This window comes from Siccirubricoccus phaeus, assembly GCF_008360935.1.
Lineage (GTDB): Bacteria > Pseudomonadota > Alphaproteobacteria > Acetobacterales > Acetobacteraceae > Siccirubricoccus > Siccirubricoccus phaeus.
Map to the genome: position 1 here is coordinate 62,740 of NZ_SRXO01000024.1, position 14,136 is coordinate 76,875.

Consider the following 14,136-nt stretch of genomic DNA (forward strand, 5'->3'; position numbering starts at 1 on the left):
GACGCCGCCCTCCGGCGATCTGCTCTAGCGTCCTGCCCGCGAAGTTCGCCGGTTTTCCAGCGAACGCAGCGGGCAGGCAGGCCGCCGAAAACACAAGCTAGCAGCCCGAGAACGAAGTCCGCGGGACTTCGGAATCGGGATACTGAAGCGGTTTCATCTCGCCTGTGCTCGGCGGACCCGCTCCGGCCCTTTGTTCGATTGGATTTTCCAAGGCGTCCGGCGATTCCGCCGACTTGAAGATGTCCTAGCCGCCGCCCTTTCCCTCCCCCGCTTGCGGGGGAGGGTCGAGGTGGGGGCGTCGGTGCGGGGCGCCGGAGGAAGGCGCCGCCACCGTATCGGTGCCATGTCCAGCCCGGCTGCGGCCCCTCAGCCCTGCCCGAATTCAGCCTCCAGCGCCGCCAGCCAGGCCTGCACCCGGCGCCGGTTCACCCCGAAATCCGAATAGCCGAACAGGCTGCGGGAATAGAGGAAAAGCCCGGTGCCGGCAGGGCCGGAGCCCAGCTCGGCAGCGATGATGTCCGGGAAATTCAGCACCGCCGTGCGCTGCACCCATTGCGCCTGGAAACGCTCCGGCCAGTTCGCCAGCAGCGTCGTGCGGGGGAAGCGGGCGGCCACGGCCAGCAGCCGCGGCCAGGCCTGCTCCACCGGCAGCCCGAGCGGCGGGGTGGCGAGATGCGCCTGGGGATGCGCCCCTGGCGGCGTGGCCAGGCAGGTATTGGGGGAGGCGGGGAGCTTCAGCCCGAAGAACTCCACCGGCTCGGCCGGCGGCAGCCCCGCCGCGCCGCGGCCGAGCAGGGCGGCGAGGCTGGTCATGCCGCCGCTTCCGCCCGCCGGCGCAGGCGGATGACGCCGCGGACCTCCGCCGCCGGCACCGGCCTGCCCTTGCGCAGAATTTCGATGGCGCCCGCCGCCTGCAGCGCCAGCGCCGCCTGCCGTACGGGGGTGAGGAGCGGACGCCAGGCGGTCTCCTCCCCGCCCGCCAGGGCCTGCGCGACCTGGCTGGGGGAGATGGAGGCCCCGGGGCCGCAGGCACCGGTCTGGGCGAGGATCTCGGCCGCGATGGCCTCCTGGCTCGGCTGGGTCATGGCAGCAGCATAGGCCGGGGCGGCGTCCGGGGGGACTAGTATCGGGGTTCGGGATGGGGCTTGGGCCGGCATTGATGGCACGGCCGCCGCTGCGAGGGCGGAGGGCCCATAAGCGCCAGCCGGATCGGGGGCGCTGCCCCCGAACCCCCGCCGGGGCCAGGACCTGGCCCCGGACCCCGGTGGGAGTTTTGGACCCGACGGCTCAACCCGCCGACTCAGGAAGCAGAGCGGTCCTTTCAGCAGGGCAGCGCGGCGGCCAGGCTCGGCGCCGGCCGCGCCGCGGCGGCGGGCAGGGCCGCGCGCCGCCAATAGTCCCGCAGCGCGCCCGCCGGCATGGCCCGGGCGAAGAGCCAGCCCTGGGCCTCCTCGCAGCCGATCTCAGTGAGGAAATCCCGCTGCTCCGGCTGTTCCACCCCTTCCGCCACCAGCTTCAGCCGCAGCGCGCTGGCAATCTGCCGCACCGCGCGGAGGATGGCGGCATTCTCCGCATCCTGCGGCAAATTGCCGAGGAAAAGGCGGTCCAGCTTCACCGAGGAGAAGGGCAGGCGGCGCAGCCGGGCCAGCGAGGCATGGCCGGTGCCGAAATCATCCAGCGCCAGGCCGACGCCGCGCTGCCGCAGCCGGGCCAGGCTGCTGCGGATTTCCGCGGTATCGGGCAGGGCGAGGGTCTCGGTCAGCTCCAGCTCCAGCCGCTCCGGCGGCAGGCCGCTTTCCGCCAGGGCCCGGTCAAGCTGGGCTTCCAGCACCCCGGCCTCCACCTGGCGCGGCGAGACATTGACCGAGAGTATGCCGCCCCCCGGCCAGGTGGCGGCCTCCTTCGCCGCTTCCCGCAGCACCCAGCCGCCGAGCGGCAGGATAAGGCCGGAGGCCTCCGCCAGGGGGATGAAGCGCAGCGGCGAGACCTCGCCATAGACGGGGTTGGTCCAGCGCAGCAGGGCTTCCGCCCCGCGCGGCGAGCCATCCGGCAGGGCAACCCGGGGCTGGTAGTGCAGGGAGAGCTCGCCGCGCTGGCAGGCGCCGCGCAACTCGCTCAGCAGGCTGCGGCGCAGGCTGTGGGCGAAATCTCCGGCCGCCGCATTCAATGCGCGGCTCATGCTTGCGCGGCCCATGCTGCTGAGCGGCATCCTGCCTGCCTCCTGACCTTGCCTGCAGCAGAGCGGGTAGGAATGAAGAAAGAACGAAAATGCCGAGGAATTTGCAGGTGGACCTACGAAATTCGCGGTCGGGCCCGATATCCCCTTGAGTTCAGAAGGGTCGACGCCCGGCCTGAAGATCGGGCTCCCCGAATGTCTTGAGAATTACACGGAAGCCGAAACGGAATATTCCGGGAACAGGCGGCCTGCTGCCGCGGTCCGTCGCCAGGGCGCCCCCTGTGGCGCTTCGCGGCTGCTGCGGCGCCCCGCCCCAGGCCTGCGGCAATGCGCCAGGCCCATGCCCCGGGCCGGCGGCGCCATCCGCTGACGGCAGTTCGGCCCGCTCCCCGCGCCCGCCCCGCTTGGCCTGACGACCCGCTGGTGTCCTGCCCGCGAATTCGCTGGATTTCCAGCGAAGGCAGCGGACAAGCAGGCCACTGAAACAAAAGCTGGTGGCCCGAGAACGAAGTCCGCAGGACTTCGGAGGCGGGACAGTGGCGCCGAGGCCGTCCGGCCTCAGGCGAAGCGCTCGATCTCCGGCCCCGCTTCCGGCACCGCGGCGATCTCGCGGATGATCTTGCGGCGCACCGCCGCCTCGAAGGCCTCGAAGCCTTCCGCCACCACCAGGAAGGCGCCGGGGCCGCCGATCACCTCGTTGCGGTAGTAATCATCCAGCGGCGGCAGGGCGGCGGCCAGCGAGAGCGGCGTCGGCGTCTTGTCCAGCACGGCAAGGCCGTTCAGCACGATGCCCTGGGCCAGCGCCTCCGCCCGCGCCTCGGCGAGCGGCCGGCCGGAATTGTTCACCCCGTCGCCGGAGATGTCGACGACCTTGCGGGTGCCCTCGAAGCCCTGGCCGAACAGCTTGGCGGCATGGTCCATGGCGCCGGAGATGGAGGTGTAGAGCCAGGTCCGCCGCGGCGCATTGGCGACGGCATCGGCGAAGCGGTTGGCCGCCGCAGGGCTGTCCAGATGCATCCAGGGCACGACGGTGTTCTGGATATGCCAGTCGGACCAGGTGAACATGGTGCAGGCGATGGAGCCGAGCGGCCCGCCCATGATGCCCTCGATCAGGCGCGGGTCGCGGAAGGCGGCCTCATAGCCCGAGAATTGCAATTCCTGCTCTTCCGGATCCACCGAGCGGCTGACATCCACCGCGAGGATCAGCTCCACATCCACCGGCGTTGTGGCCTTCGCGGCGGTGGTGCGGAACAGGGCGGGCGCCGCCAGCGCGGCGCCCAGGAACAACCTACGATTCATGCGACCCTCTCTGTGCCGGGCCGGGAGGCCGGGCGGTCTCAGGTAAGGGCCGTGGCGGCACAATCTCCCGTACTCCGTACTGACATAGAACTGCCTATGCTGCACTGCAAGATGGATGGTGCGTTGCAGCATATCGTGATCGCGCCGGCGCTTGCCTGGGCTGGGGGCCGCCGGGGGGTTGGGCCGGCAGGGAAGATCGTTCGACCAGGAGCGACGGTCCGTTCCGGATATCGCGCGTCCTGGGCAGCGTCGTGCCGGCGGCTCCGGCCGGCCTGGAACCCCCCCCGGGGTCGGCCGGGCGGCTTGCGACGGCGGCCCCCGCCGCCTTCAATGCCACGGCGCCGTTACGGGGGATGGGGCATGGCGAGGCCGCTGGAGATGCTGTTTTCCCCGTTGCGGCTCAAGGGGCTGGAGATCCGCAACCGCATCCTCTCCACCGGCCACCAGACCTTCCTGGCGGAAGGAGGCGCGCCGGGGGAGGCGCTGATCGCCTACCACGCCGCCAGGGCGCGGGGCGGGGCGGGGCTCATCATCGTGGAATCGGCGCGCTTCCACCCCTCCGCCTTCAGCGATTCGCCTGAGCTGATCGTCTGCGACGATCGCTGCATCCCGGGCTACCGGGCGCTGGCGGCGGCGGTGCATGCCGAGGGCGCGCGCCTCTTCGGCCAGCTCTCCCATGCCGGGCGGGTGAGCAAGCGGCTGCGCGGCGGGCTGCGGGAGGTGGCCTTTGCCGCCTCCGCCGTGCCGGACCACCGCTTCCAGACCATGCCGCGGGAAATGCCGACGGAAATGGTGGAGGAGCTGGTGGCGGCCGCCGCCGCCGGCGCCGCCCGCATGGCGGAGGCCGGGCTGGACGGGGTGGAGCTGCTGGCGAGCCATGGGCTGCTCTACGCGCAATTCCTCAACCCGCGGACCAACCTTCGCACGGACCGCTATGGCGGCTCGGCCGAGGGGCGGCTGCGCTTCCTGGCGGAGAGCCTCGCCGCGGTGCGCCGGGCGGTGGGCGACGGCAGGCTGGTGGGCCTGCGCATCTCCATCGAGGAGCGGGAGCCGGACGGGCTGGAGGCGGCGGAGGCGATCGAGGCCTGCCGGGCCCTGGCCGCGCTGGGGGCGGTGGACTACGTGAACGTCACCCTGGGCTCCATGGCCGGGCAGGCGGGTTCGGTGCATGTGGTGCCGCCCATGGACATCCCGCCCGCCTATATCGCGCCGCTGGCCGGGCGGATGCGGGCGGCGACCGGGCTGCCGGTCTTCACCGCCGGGCGGATCAACCAGCCGCAGGTGGCGGAGCAGGTGCTGCGCGCCGGCCAGGCCGATATGGTCGGGATGACGCGGGCGCTGATCTCGGACCCCGAGATGCCGCGGAAGGCGGCGGCCGGGCGGCTGGAGGACATCCGCGCCTGCATCGCCTGCAACCAGGCCTGCATCGGGCATTTCCATACCGGCCATGCGCTGTCCTGCATCCAGAATCCGGTGAGCGGGCGGGAGGCGAAGCTTGGGGCGGCGCGTCCCGCCGCGGCGCCCCGCCGCGTGCTGGTGGCGGGCGGCGGGCCGGCCGGGATGAAGGCGGCGGTGGTGGCCGCGGAGCGGGGGCATCGCGTGACGCTGTGCGAGGCGGGGCCACGGCTCGGCGGCCAGGCGCGGTTGGCGGAGCTGTTGCCGGAGCGGGCGGAATTCGGCGGCCTCGTCACCAATCTGGAGCGGGAGCTGGCCCTGGCCGGCGTCGAGATCCGGCTGCGCACGAAGGTGGACCGGGCGCTGGTGGCGGCGCTGGCGCCGGATGCGGTGGTGGTCGCCACCGGCGCCACGCCCTATGAGCCGGCGATCGAGGGGCGGGAGGAAGGGCATGTGCTCTCCGCCTGGGCGGTGCTGCAGGGCGGCGCCAACCCGGGCGCCAGCGTGCTGGTCGCCGATTGGCGCGCCGATTGGGTGGGGATGGGGCTGGCGGAGAAGCTGGCGCGGGAAGGGCACCGCGTGGTGCTGGCCGTGGACGCCCCGCATGCCGGCTTCAATTTGCAGATGTATCTGCGTACCACTTGGCTGGCGCGGCTGCACCGGCTGGGGGTGGAGATCCTGCCGGACATGCGGCTGTTCGGCGTGGGCGACGGCGAGGCCTATCTGCAGCACGCGGCGTCGGGTGAGGCGGTGATCCGCGAGGGCATCGAGACGGTGGTGCTCGCCACCGGCCACGCTTCCCAGACCACGCTGGAGCGGGAGCTGGCCGGGCTGGGCCTGGAGCTGCATCTGGCCGGCGACTGCCTGGCGCCGCGCAGCGCGGAGGAGGCGGTGTATGAGGGCTTCCTGGCGGGGTGGGCGGTGTAGCGGCAGCAGGACGCTGTCTCGGGGGGCTTCGCCCGTGGCGGCAATGCCCCCAAACCCCCGGGCAGAGGGCTCTGCCCTCTCCACTCCCGTCGGCGACCCGGACCGGTCGCCGGACCCCGGTGGGAGTTTCAGACCCGACGGCTCAGCCGCAAAACCCAGACCGGGGTCAGGACACTAGAGCGTGATCGGTTGAGCTGCGCTCACCCGCCCCGCTCTAGCTCATTGTTCGGTCGCGTGATTCGCGGTTTCGGTCGATTCGACCTCAACCGATCAAGCTCTAGAGCGGTTTCACGCTGACTGTGCAGCGCGAAACCGCTCTAGCTTATGGATTGTAGAGCAGATTCACGCCTCCGAGCGATGCCGCCCTCCGGCGATCTGCTCTAGCGACTATGCCGACAGCGGCGTGTCGAGAAATCGGCGGAACCGTCAGAATATTCCGTGCGGGTTCGCGGCGTTCTGCGGAATCACCTGCAGCACGTCCCAATGCTCGACTAGCCTGCCAGCGCGTCGAGCCTGAAGATGTCGATCCCCGCATAGTCGTGATCGCCCTGCCAGTGCTGGCGGCAGTGCACCACGACGAAATCGCCCTCGGCGATCACCCGCCTGATCTCAACCCGCTTGCTAGGCCACTCGCGGGCCATCCGGTCGAAGTAGTCGACGAACGCGTCCGTTCCCGTGTCGACCTGCGGATTGTGCTGGATGTAGTCGTCGCCGGCGTAGCGCGCGATCGCCTCCGCCGGGCGGCACGCGTTGAACATCAGCTCGTAGAAGGCGATCACGTTCGCCTTGTTGCGTTCCAGGTCCGCCGCGCCATCGCCACCCCCCGTTCACGCCAGTGCCCGCTTCAGAGGAGGATCGCGGTGGCCCTGATCTCGATGCGCATCCTGGGGTGGCCGAGCGACTGCACGCCGACCTCCGTCCAGATCGGAGGATTGTCCGGCATGTAATGCCGGTTGAGCCTTCCCATCGTCTCGTTCACCTCGGGCGGGAAGCCGCCCACATGGTAGGTGTTGATGTGCACCACATGGCGCCAGCTCGCCCCGGCCGCCGCAAGCGCCCGTTCCACGTTCCGGAACGCCTGCTCGATCTCCTCCTCGAGCGCGTCAGGGAAGTTCAGATCGTCGTCCCAGCCGCCCTGGCCCGAGATCTCGACGCGGTTGCCAACCTTCACGGCCTGCGAATAGTGCAGCGTCTCCCGCGCGCGCTCCCCGAAGCCCGGGTAGGTGAAGAACTCCGGCTTGCTCATGACGTCGTCCCTTCGACTGGGCTGTCGCATCGTGAAATCACGCGGCAACCTGCCGCTTGAAGAAGTAGTGCAGGATGAAGTGCCCCGGGGACACGACCGCGACGAGTTCCCACCCGTCCGCGCCCAGCCTGCTGAGCTCCTCGGAGTTCATGGTCTCCTCGATGACGAGGTGTTCCCATTTCATGCTCGTTGCTCCCGAAGGTGCCGGCTTCACGCCGGTGCGTCCTCACGCTGCAGAACGGCGTCGACCGCGTCGGCAGGCTCCGGCCCATATTGGTGGTCGGCGATCGGCGCGCCATCCGCCCCGGTCGCTCGCGTCCGCACCAGCCGCCAGCAGCCGATGATGTCGATCACGCCTGTTCGCCCCGCTTATGGACGCCGCAGCAGCGTATAGCAGAGGGCGCAAGCGCCAAGGCCCAGCACCAGGGTAAGCCCGACATAGGCCGCCGCCAGGAAGGGTGCGCGCTGCGCCAGCAGCTCTGTCTCCAGGCTGAAGGCGCTGAAGGTGGTGAAGCCGCCGAGGATGCCGGTGATGAGGAACAGCCGCGCCTCCTGCGGCAAAGCCAGGGCGCCCAGCACGCCGATCAGCGCGCTGCCGATGACGTTCACCGCCAGCGTCCCCCAGGGGAAATGCGTGCCGAAGCGCAGCACCCCCTGCACCGAGACGACATAGCGCGCCACCGAGCCGATGGCCCCGCCCAGCGCCACCAGCGCCAGGGAGAGCGGTGTGAAGGCCGGGTTCACGCCCCGCCCTTCCGGGCGCGGAGCTTCGCCCATTCCGCCATGCGTTCCTGCACCGCCGCTTCCGCCCCGCGGCCGGTCGGGCGGTAGAAGCTCTGCCGCCGCATGCCGTCCGGGAAGTAATTCTGGCCCGAGAAGGCGTCCTCCGCCTCATGGTCGTATTCATAGCCGGAGCCGTAGCCCAGCTCCTGCATCAGCTTGGTCGGCGCGTTCAGGATGTGCATGGGCGGCATCAGGCTGCCGGTCTCCTTCGCGGCCCGGCGGGCGGCGCCCCAGGCGGCATAGACGGCGTTGGATTTCGGCGCGGTGCCGAGATGCACCACAAGCTGCGCCAGCGCCAGCTCGCCTTCCGGGGAGCCAAGGCGCTCATAGGTCTCCCAGGCGGCGATGGCCAGCGGCAGGGCGCGCGGGTCGGCCATGCCGACATCCTCCGCCGCGAAGCGGGTGAGGCGGCGGGCGATGTAGCGCGGATCCTCGCCGCCCTGGAGCATGCGGGCGAACCAGTAGAGCGCCGCATCCGGGTCAGAGCCACGCAGCGACTTATGCAGGGCGGAGATGAGGTTGTAATGCTCTTCCCGGTCCTTGTCGTAGAGCGCGGCGCGGCGGGAAAGCAGCTCGGCCAGACCCTCCGGCGTGAGGGGCTGCGTGCCCTCCGGCAGGGCGAGAAGCTGTTCCGCGAGGTTCAGCAGATAGCGCCCATCACCATCCGCCATGGCGCGCAGCGTGGCGCGGGCAGCTTCATCCAGGGGCAGGGGGTGGCCGCCTTCTTCCTCGGCGCGGGTCAGCAGCTTCTCCAGCGCCGCATCGTCCAGCCGGCGCAGCACCAGCACCTGGCAGCGGGAGAGCAGGGCGCCATTCAGGACGAAGGAAGGGTTCTCGGTGGTGGCGCCGACCAGCGTCACCGTGCCGTCCTCCACCACCGGCAGGAAGCCATCCTGCTGGGCGCGGTTGAAGCGGTGGATCTCATCGACGAAGAGCAGCGTGCCGCGGCCGGCACGGCGACGGGCCCGGGCCTCGTCGAAGGCGCGCTTGAGGTCGGCGACGCCGGAAAACACCGCGGAGAGGGAGACGAAATCGAGGCCGGCCCGCTCCGCCAGCAGCCGGGCAATGGTGGTCTTGCCGACGCCGGGCGGGCCCCAGAGGATCAGCGAAGCCAGGCTGCCACGGGCGAGCATGCCGGTGAGCGCACCCTCGGGGCCTACCAGGTGATCCTGGCCAACCACCTCCTCCAACACCTGGGGGCGCAAGCGATCGGCCAGCGGGCGAGGGCCGGGCGGGGTCTCAGGGCGGCGCGGGGGCGGGGCACCGAACAAATCCGCATCGGGTTCGGGGACAGGAGGGCGGCGAGGGGCCATACCCCAATATAGGGCAAGATGAGAGGGGCTTCGCCCCCCTCAAACTCCCCCCACCAAAGGCCGAAAGGCCTTTGGAAACCTTGAGTCTGGCAGCCGATCGAGACGAACGCCCATCTCCATCCTAAGCTGTCCGCCAGCCCAGCGGAGAGTCCCATGCTGCAACCACCACCCGCCGAGCCCGGCATGCGCGAGGAAGAGGTCGATACGCCGGCCCTGATCCTCGACCTGGACGCCTTCGAAGCGAATCTCGACGCCATGGCAGCGTTGCTGGCGCCGACCGGGACGAAGCTGCGGGCGCATGCCAAGACGCATAAATCGGCGGTGATCGCAAAGCTGCAAATGGCGCGCGGCGCGGTGGGGCAATGCGTGCAGAAGGTGGCAGAGGCCGAGGCGCTGGCCTGGGGCGGCATCCCCAACATCCTCGTCAGCAACCAGGTGGTCGGCGCGCGCAAGCTGAACCGGCTGATGGCGCTGGCGCGCATCGCCGATGTGGCGGTCTGCGCCGATGACGCGGAGCAGGTGGCGGCCATCGCGGCCGCCGCCGAGGCCGCGGGCGTTCGAATCCCCGTGCTGGTCGAGATCGACTGCGGCGCTGCCCGCTGCGGCGTGGCGCCCGGGCCGGCGGCGGTGGCGCTGGCGGAGATGATTGCCGGCAGCCGGCATCTGCGCTTCGGCGGATTGCAGAGCTACCAGGGCAGCGCCCAGCACAAGCGCACGGCGGAGGAGCGCGAGGCCGCCATCGGCCATGCCGCCGAGGTGACGCGCCGCACCGTGGAACAGTTGCGCCAGCGCGGGCTGGACTGCCCGATCGTCGGCGGCGGCGGCACCGGCACTTTCACGCTGGAGGCGGCGAGCGGCGTCTATACCGAGATCCAGGCCGGCTCCTACGCCTTCATGGATGTGGATTACGCCCGCAACCAGGTGCCGCCGCCCTTCCGCCACAGCCTTTTCGTCCTGGCCACGGTGATGAGCCGCGCCATTCCCGGCGTCGCCGTGGTGGATGCCGGCCACAAGGCGGTGTCGATCGACAGCGGCCTGCCCTTGGTCTGGCAGCGCCCCGGCCTGCGCTATGCCGGCGCCTCCGACGAACATGGCAAGCTGCTGGTGGAGGACGGCACGGCCCCCGCCCTGGGCGAGAAGCTGCGCCTGGTCCCCGGCCATTGCGACCCGACCGTCGATCGCTACGATTGGTATGTCGGCGTGCGGAAGGGCCGCGTGGAGTGCCTGTGGCCCATCGCCGCGCGCGGGGGCATGGCCTAAACTATTGGGTTCAAAGGGCCTTTCGGCCCTTTGCGGGTGGGGGTTTGGGGGAGGGCAGAGCCCTCCCTCAAATCACGCCGTTGTCCCGGAGCGCTTGGATTTCTGCGGGGCCAAATCCCGCCTGCGCCAGCACCTCGTCGGTGTGTGCGCCGAGTGCCGGCGCCGGCCTATCGATATGCGCATCGCCATGCGCCAGGGTGAAGCCGTTGGTGGCGAAGCGCAGTCTGCCCCAGGGTGTGTCCACCTCCTGCAGCTTGCCGCGGGCCTTCACCTGGCGGTGCTCGATCACCTCATCCACCCGGTAGATGCGGGCGCAGGGGGCGCCGGCCCGGTTCAGCCGCTCCTCCCAATTCTCCGCGCTGTCGGCGGCCAGGGCGCGTTCCAGCACCTCGCGCAGCGCCTCGGTATTCTCCAGCCGCAGGAACCAGTCGGCGAAGCGCGGGTCGGCCTCCAGCTCCGCCTTGATGCCGAGCGTCGTCACCAGCGCCTCGTATTGCCGGTCATTGTTCACCGCCAGCAGCAGGTGGCCGTCCTTGGCCTTGAACAGGTTGGCCGTGGCGCGGCGGCTGACCGCCTGGTTGCCGAATTGCCGCTGCTGGTGGCCGCCCACCGTCCAATCCGCCACCTGGCCGCCGAGGAAGGCCAGGGTGGAGTCCAGCATGGACACATCCACCTTCTGCCCGCGGCCCGTATGCGTCCGCTGGAACAGCGCGCTGGCGACACCATAGGCCGCCGTCATGCCCGCCAGCGTGTCGCAGATGGCGAAGCCGGCGCGCAGCGGGTCCTGGCCGGGGTGGCCGGTCATCGCCATGATGCCGGACATGGCCTGGATGCGGCCGTCATAGCCCGCCTCGTTGCGGTCCGGCCCGGTATGGCCGAAGCCGGAGACGGAGGCGTAGATCAGCCGCGGATTGATGGCGGAGAGCGCCTGGTAGCCGATACCCAGCCGGTCCATGACGCCGGGGCGGAAATTCTCCATCACCACATCGGCCTCGGCGGCGAGGCGCTTCACGATCTCCACCGCCTCGGGCTTCTGCAGATCCAGCGTCAGGCTGCGCTTGCCGGCATTGACCGCCTGCCAGGAGGGCGCCATGCCGCGCGCCGCCCATTCGCGGGAGAGCGGGTTGCGCCGCGCATCCTCGCCTTCCCGCCGCTCCACCTTCACCACATCGGCGCCGAGGATGGCGAGCTGGTAGCTGGCGAAAGGCCCCGCCAGCACCTGGGTGAAGTCGAGGATGCGGATGCCCTCGAAGGGGCGCGCGCCGCCCACGGGTCCGCCGTTGCTCACGCCGCCTTCTCGCGGATGGAGCGGGCGATTTCCTTCTGGCGGTTGAACTCGTCGCGGCGGCGCTGCAGCTCCGCCTCGCCGATCGCCTCCAGATCGTAATAGTCCTTCTTCCAGAGGCCGTCGGCATTCCAGCGCTGCGGGCTCTGCACCGTGGTGCGCGGACCGATGGCGGATTCCAGCACTTTCAGGGCGAGCTCCAGCGTCGCGTCCTGACTCGCCTGGTCATGCGGCTTGCCGGCGGAATTGCCCAGCGGGAAGTCGCTGAACAGGAAGCGCGGCACGCCGCAATGCTCGACGATGTCCTTGGCGCAGCCCATCACCACGGTCGGGATGCCGGCGGCTTCCAGATGGCGCGCGACCAGGCTGCAGGTCTGGTGGCAGACCGGGCAGTTGGGCACCAGCAGCACCGCATCCACCTCATCCTCCTGCACCCGCTTCAGCAGCTCGGGGCAGTCGGTGGTGACGGTGTGGCGATGGCTGCGATTGGTCGGCGCGCCATGGAAGCGCGGCGCGATCTCCTTGATCCGTCCCGCGGCGACGGCGCGGCGCAGTGCGTGCAGGGGGAACCAGCTATGGCTGTCCGTCGCCGTGGTGTGCTTGCGGTCATAGCCGATATGGGAGATGCGGAGATCGTGCTCGGCGGAGGTGTCGCCGGAATAGACCTCGTAGAATTTCGCGGCGGAATTGTAGGGCGCGCCGGGGCCCTGGTCGCCCTTGGCGGGGTCGTAGGGGGCGGCGGTGGTGATCAGGCCGATGCGCGCCTCGCTGAGCGTCCTGGTCATCGGGGCGAAGGGCACCTCGATGTAGTGGGCCCAGCGATAGGGGTCGTAGCCGATCGCCTTGTAGTAGTCCCGGGTGCGCTGCATGTAGGGCACCGGGCTGTCATAGTCCGGGGCGAAGCCCATTGCCGCGTCGATCGCATCCGTCGCCATGGTTTCCTCCTCATTTCCCCACGACACCGCTGCGCGGCGTCGTGGGGGCCCCGGGGTCGCTCCCGATCAAGGCTTCGGCGCAGCCTGTCGCGGCAAGGCCGCGCCAGGGCACCAGGCGGCGACCGGGACCGGCGGGGCGCCTGGTGAAGAGGCTAGACTCCGCCGTGCCGGGCCGCAATCAGGCGCGGATCTCGGCCAGCACCGTGTCGATGGCCTCGCCGAAAATTTCGACGATGGTGTCGATCTGCTCCGGCGTCGTGATATAGGGCGGGGCGAGGATGGCGTGGTCGCCCTGCCTGCCGTCGATGGTGCCGCCCATCGGGTAGCAGGCGAGGCCGCGGCGGAAGGCTTCCTGCTTCACCCGCTCATTCACCTTCAGCGCCGGGTCGAAGACCTGCTTCGTCGCGCGGTCCGTCACGAACTCCACCGCCCAAAACAGGCCGCGGCCGCGGATATCGCCGATATGGCGGTGATTGCCGAAGCGCTCGGTCAGGCGCTGCTCCAGGCGGGCGCCCATGGCCTGGACATTCTCCAGCAGCTTCTCCTCCGCCATCACCTGCTGCACCGCCAGCGCGGCGGCGCAGGCGACGGGGTGCGCCTGGTAGGTATGGCCATGCATGAAGGCGCCTGTGCCGCGGGAGAGCCCCTCGATCACCCGCCCATGCACCAATATGCCGCCGATCGGCTGGTAGCCGCCGCCGAGCCCCTTGGCGACGATCTGGATATCGGGCGAGACCCCCTCCGCCTCCCAGGCATGCAGGGTGCCGCAGCGGCCCATGCCGCTCATCACCTCATCGAGGATCAGCAGCGCGCCATGCCGGTCGCAGACCGCCTTCACCCCCTCGAAATAGCCGGGCAGGGCGGTGGCGCAGCCAAGCGTCGCGCCCACCACCGTCTCCGCCATGAAACCGATGACGGTGTCGGGGCCGAGGCGCTGGAACTCCGCCTCCAGCTCCGCCACCAGCCGGGCGACGTATTGGGCATCGCTCTCATCGTCCCGCCGGTCCCGGTAGGGGTAGCAGGGCGCGACATGGTGGAAGGCCTTGGAGAGGATCGGCTGATAGGGCGCGCGGCGCATCGCATTGCCGCCGGCGGAGAGCGCCCCCAGCGTGTTGCCGTGATAGCTCTGCCGCCGGGCGATGAAATTCACCCGCTGGGGCTGGCCGATCTCGAGGAAATACTGCCGCGCCATCTTGATGGCGGCCTCGTTGCCCTCGGAGCCGGAGGAGCAGAAATAGGCATGGGTCAGCCCGCCCGGGGCACGGCCCACCAGGGTATCCGCCAGCGCCTCCGCGCTCTCGCAGGAAAACAGGGCGGTATGGGCATAGGCCAGCTTGTCGAGCTGCGCCTTGATGGCGGCGATGACCTTGGGATGGCCATGGCCGAGGCAGGCGACGGCCGCGCCGCCCGAGCCGTCGATGATCTGCCGCCCCTCCGCGTCATAGAGGTAGATGCCGTCGCCGCGCACCGCGAGGGGCGGGTCGCTGCGCAGGCTGCGGTGGACGAGATGGCTCATC

The 14,136-nt window shown here is 70.3% G+C and carries 15 protein-coding genes; 2 read left to right on the top strand and 13 right to left on the bottom strand.

The genetic code is table 11. From position 1 onward, the window contains the following. Positions 1 to 366 precede the first annotated feature (366 nt). From E5N76_RS24695 to E5N76_RS24710, 4 genes are all read right to left on the bottom strand, one after another. Positions 367 to 813, bottom strand: a complete 447-nt coding sequence (locus E5N76_RS24695) for a DUF1499 domain-containing protein (protein ID WP_149540162.1) — start codon at positions 811 to 813, stop codon at positions 367 to 369. Beyond that, entirely contained in the window at positions 810 to 1,085 is a 276-nt protein-coding gene (locus E5N76_RS24700) for a DUF3253 domain-containing protein (protein ID WP_149540163.1), read from the bottom strand. Before E5N76_RS24700 ends, E5N76_RS24695 begins: the two co-directional genes overlap by 4 nt. A 236-nt stretch (positions 1,086 to 1,321) precedes the next feature. Beyond that, complete coding sequence (locus E5N76_RS24705) at positions 1,322 to 2,179, bottom strand: putative bifunctional diguanylate cyclase/phosphodiesterase (RefSeq protein WP_187830374.1); 858 nt, start codon at positions 2,177 to 2,179, stop codon at positions 1,322 to 1,324. Positions 2,180 to 2,734: 555 nt separating this feature from the next. Beyond that, positions 2,735 to 3,475: a DUF1194 domain-containing protein gene (locus E5N76_RS24710; RefSeq protein WP_149540167.1), complete on the bottom strand. Its 741-nt coding sequence runs from the start codon at positions 3,473 to 3,475 to the stop codon at positions 2,735 to 2,737. 360 nt (positions 3,476 to 3,835) lie between these two features. Here E5N76_RS24710 and E5N76_RS24715 point away from each other — a divergent pair, with 360 nt between their 5' ends. Further along, complete coding sequence (locus E5N76_RS24715) at positions 3,836 to 5,797, top strand: oxidoreductase (RefSeq protein WP_149540169.1); 1,962 nt, start codon at positions 3,836 to 3,838, stop codon at positions 5,795 to 5,797. A gap of 491 nt (positions 5,798 to 6,288) precedes the next feature. Here E5N76_RS24715 and E5N76_RS24720 read toward each other — a convergent pair whose 3' ends face one another. The 6 genes from E5N76_RS24720 to E5N76_RS24735 all read right to left on the bottom strand — a co-directional run bounded on the left by E5N76_RS24720 (position 6,289) and on the right by E5N76_RS24735 (position 9,139). Further along, on the bottom strand, positions 6,289 to 6,576 hold the full coding sequence (locus E5N76_RS24720; protein ID WP_207792103.1) for a nuclear transport factor 2 family protein: 288 nt from the start codon (positions 6,574 to 6,576) through the stop codon (positions 6,289 to 6,291). A 65-nt stretch (positions 6,577 to 6,641) separates the two neighbouring features. Beyond that, on the bottom strand, positions 6,642 to 7,043 hold the full coding sequence (locus tag E5N76_RS24725) for a RidA family protein (protein WP_149540171.1): 402 nt from the start codon (positions 7,041 to 7,043) through the stop codon (positions 6,642 to 6,644). Positions 7,044 to 7,080: 37 nt separating this feature from the next. Beyond that, the gene (locus tag E5N76_RS29820) at positions 7,081 to 7,227 is read right to left on the bottom strand and encodes a hypothetical protein (RefSeq protein ID WP_187830375.1); all 147 of its coding nucleotides are present in this window, start codon (positions 7,225 to 7,227) and stop codon (positions 7,081 to 7,083) included. Between the two features lie 26 nt (positions 7,228 to 7,253). After that, the gene (locus E5N76_RS29825) at positions 7,254 to 7,397 is read right to left on the bottom strand and encodes a hypothetical protein (protein ID WP_187830376.1); all 144 of its coding nucleotides are present in this window, start codon (positions 7,395 to 7,397) and stop codon (positions 7,254 to 7,256) included. 15 nt (positions 7,398 to 7,412) lie between these two features. Continuing rightward, a complete protein-coding gene (locus E5N76_RS24730; protein WP_235907863.1) occupies positions 7,413 to 7,787 on the bottom strand; it encodes a fluoride efflux transporter FluC in 375 nt (124 codons plus the stop codon). After that, entirely contained in the window at positions 7,784 to 9,139 is a 1,356-nt protein-coding gene (locus E5N76_RS24735; protein WP_149540175.1) for a replication-associated recombination protein A, read from the bottom strand. The genes E5N76_RS24730 and E5N76_RS24735 overlap by 4 nt, the downstream gene beginning before the upstream one ends. A 153-nt stretch (positions 9,140 to 9,292) precedes the next feature. Between E5N76_RS24735 and E5N76_RS24740 the strand changes: the two genes are divergently transcribed. Continuing rightward, on the top strand, positions 9,293 to 10,399 hold the full coding sequence (locus tag E5N76_RS24740) for a DSD1 family PLP-dependent enzyme (RefSeq protein WP_149540177.1): 1,107 nt from the start codon (positions 9,293 to 9,295) through the stop codon (positions 10,397 to 10,399). Between the two features lie 67 nt (positions 10,400 to 10,466). Here the strand turns inward: E5N76_RS24740 and E5N76_RS24745 are convergent, their stop codons facing one another. From E5N76_RS24745 to E5N76_RS24755, 3 genes are all read right to left on the bottom strand, one after another. Then, entirely contained in the window at positions 10,467 to 11,687 is a 1,221-nt protein-coding gene (locus E5N76_RS24745; RefSeq protein ID WP_207792104.1) for a CaiB/BaiF CoA transferase family protein, read from the bottom strand. Continuing rightward, on the bottom strand, positions 11,684 to 12,619 hold the full coding sequence (locus E5N76_RS24750; RefSeq protein WP_207792105.1) for a glycine/sarcosine/betaine reductase selenoprotein B family protein: 936 nt from the start codon (positions 12,617 to 12,619) through the stop codon (positions 11,684 to 11,686). Before E5N76_RS24750 ends, E5N76_RS24745 begins: the two co-directional genes overlap by 4 nt. Before the next feature lie 178 nt (positions 12,620 to 12,797). After that, the gene (locus tag E5N76_RS24755; RefSeq protein ID WP_149540179.1) at positions 12,798 to 14,135 is read right to left on the bottom strand and encodes an aspartate aminotransferase family protein; all 1,338 of its coding nucleotides are present in this window, start codon (positions 14,133 to 14,135) and stop codon (positions 12,798 to 12,800) included. Position 14,136 lies beyond the last annotated feature (1 nt).

What these genes read in the sequence shown, in the direction of transcription:
- E5N76_RS24695 (WP_149540162.1), bottom strand. Translation starts at nt 813, where the DNA reads ATGACCAGCCTCGCCGCCCTGCTCGGCCGCGGCGCGGCGGGGCTGCCG.
- E5N76_RS24700 (WP_149540163.1), bottom strand. Translation starts at nt 1,085, where the DNA reads ATGACCCAGCCGAGCCAGGAGGCCATCGCGGCCGAGATCCTCGCCCAG.
- E5N76_RS24705 (WP_187830374.1), bottom strand. Translation starts at nt 2,179, where the DNA reads ATGAGCCGCGCATTGAATGCGGCGGCCGGAGATTTCGCCCACAGCCTG.
- E5N76_RS24710 (WP_149540167.1), bottom strand. Translation starts at nt 3,475, where the DNA reads ATGAATCGTAGGTTGTTCCTGGGCGCCGCGCTGGCGGCGCCCGCCCTG.
- E5N76_RS24715 (WP_149540169.1), top strand. Translation starts at nt 3,836, where the DNA reads ATGGCGAGGCCGCTGGAGATGCTGTTTTCCCCGTTGCGGCTCAAGGGG.
- E5N76_RS24725 (WP_149540171.1), bottom strand. Translation starts at nt 7,043, where the DNA reads ATGAGCAAGCCGGAGTTCTTCACCTACCCGGGCTTCGGGGAGCGCGCG.
- E5N76_RS29820 (WP_187830375.1), bottom strand. Translation starts at nt 7,227, where the DNA reads ATGAAATGGGAACACCTCGTCATCGAGGAGACCATGAACTCCGAGGAG.
- E5N76_RS24735 (WP_149540175.1), bottom strand. Translation starts at nt 9,139, where the DNA reads ATGGCCCCTCGCCGCCCTCCTGTCCCCGAACCCGATGCGGATTTGTTC.
- E5N76_RS24740 (WP_149540177.1), top strand. Translation starts at nt 9,293, where the DNA reads ATGCTGCAACCACCACCCGCCGAGCCCGGCATGCGCGAGGAAGAGGTC.
- E5N76_RS24750 (WP_207792105.1), bottom strand. Translation starts at nt 12,619, where the DNA reads ATGGCGACGGATGCGATCGACGCGGCAATGGGCTTCGCCCCGGACTAT.
- E5N76_RS24755 (WP_149540179.1), bottom strand. Translation starts at nt 14,135, where the DNA reads ATGAGCCATCTCGTCCACCGCAGCCTGCGCAGCGACCCGCCCCTCGCG.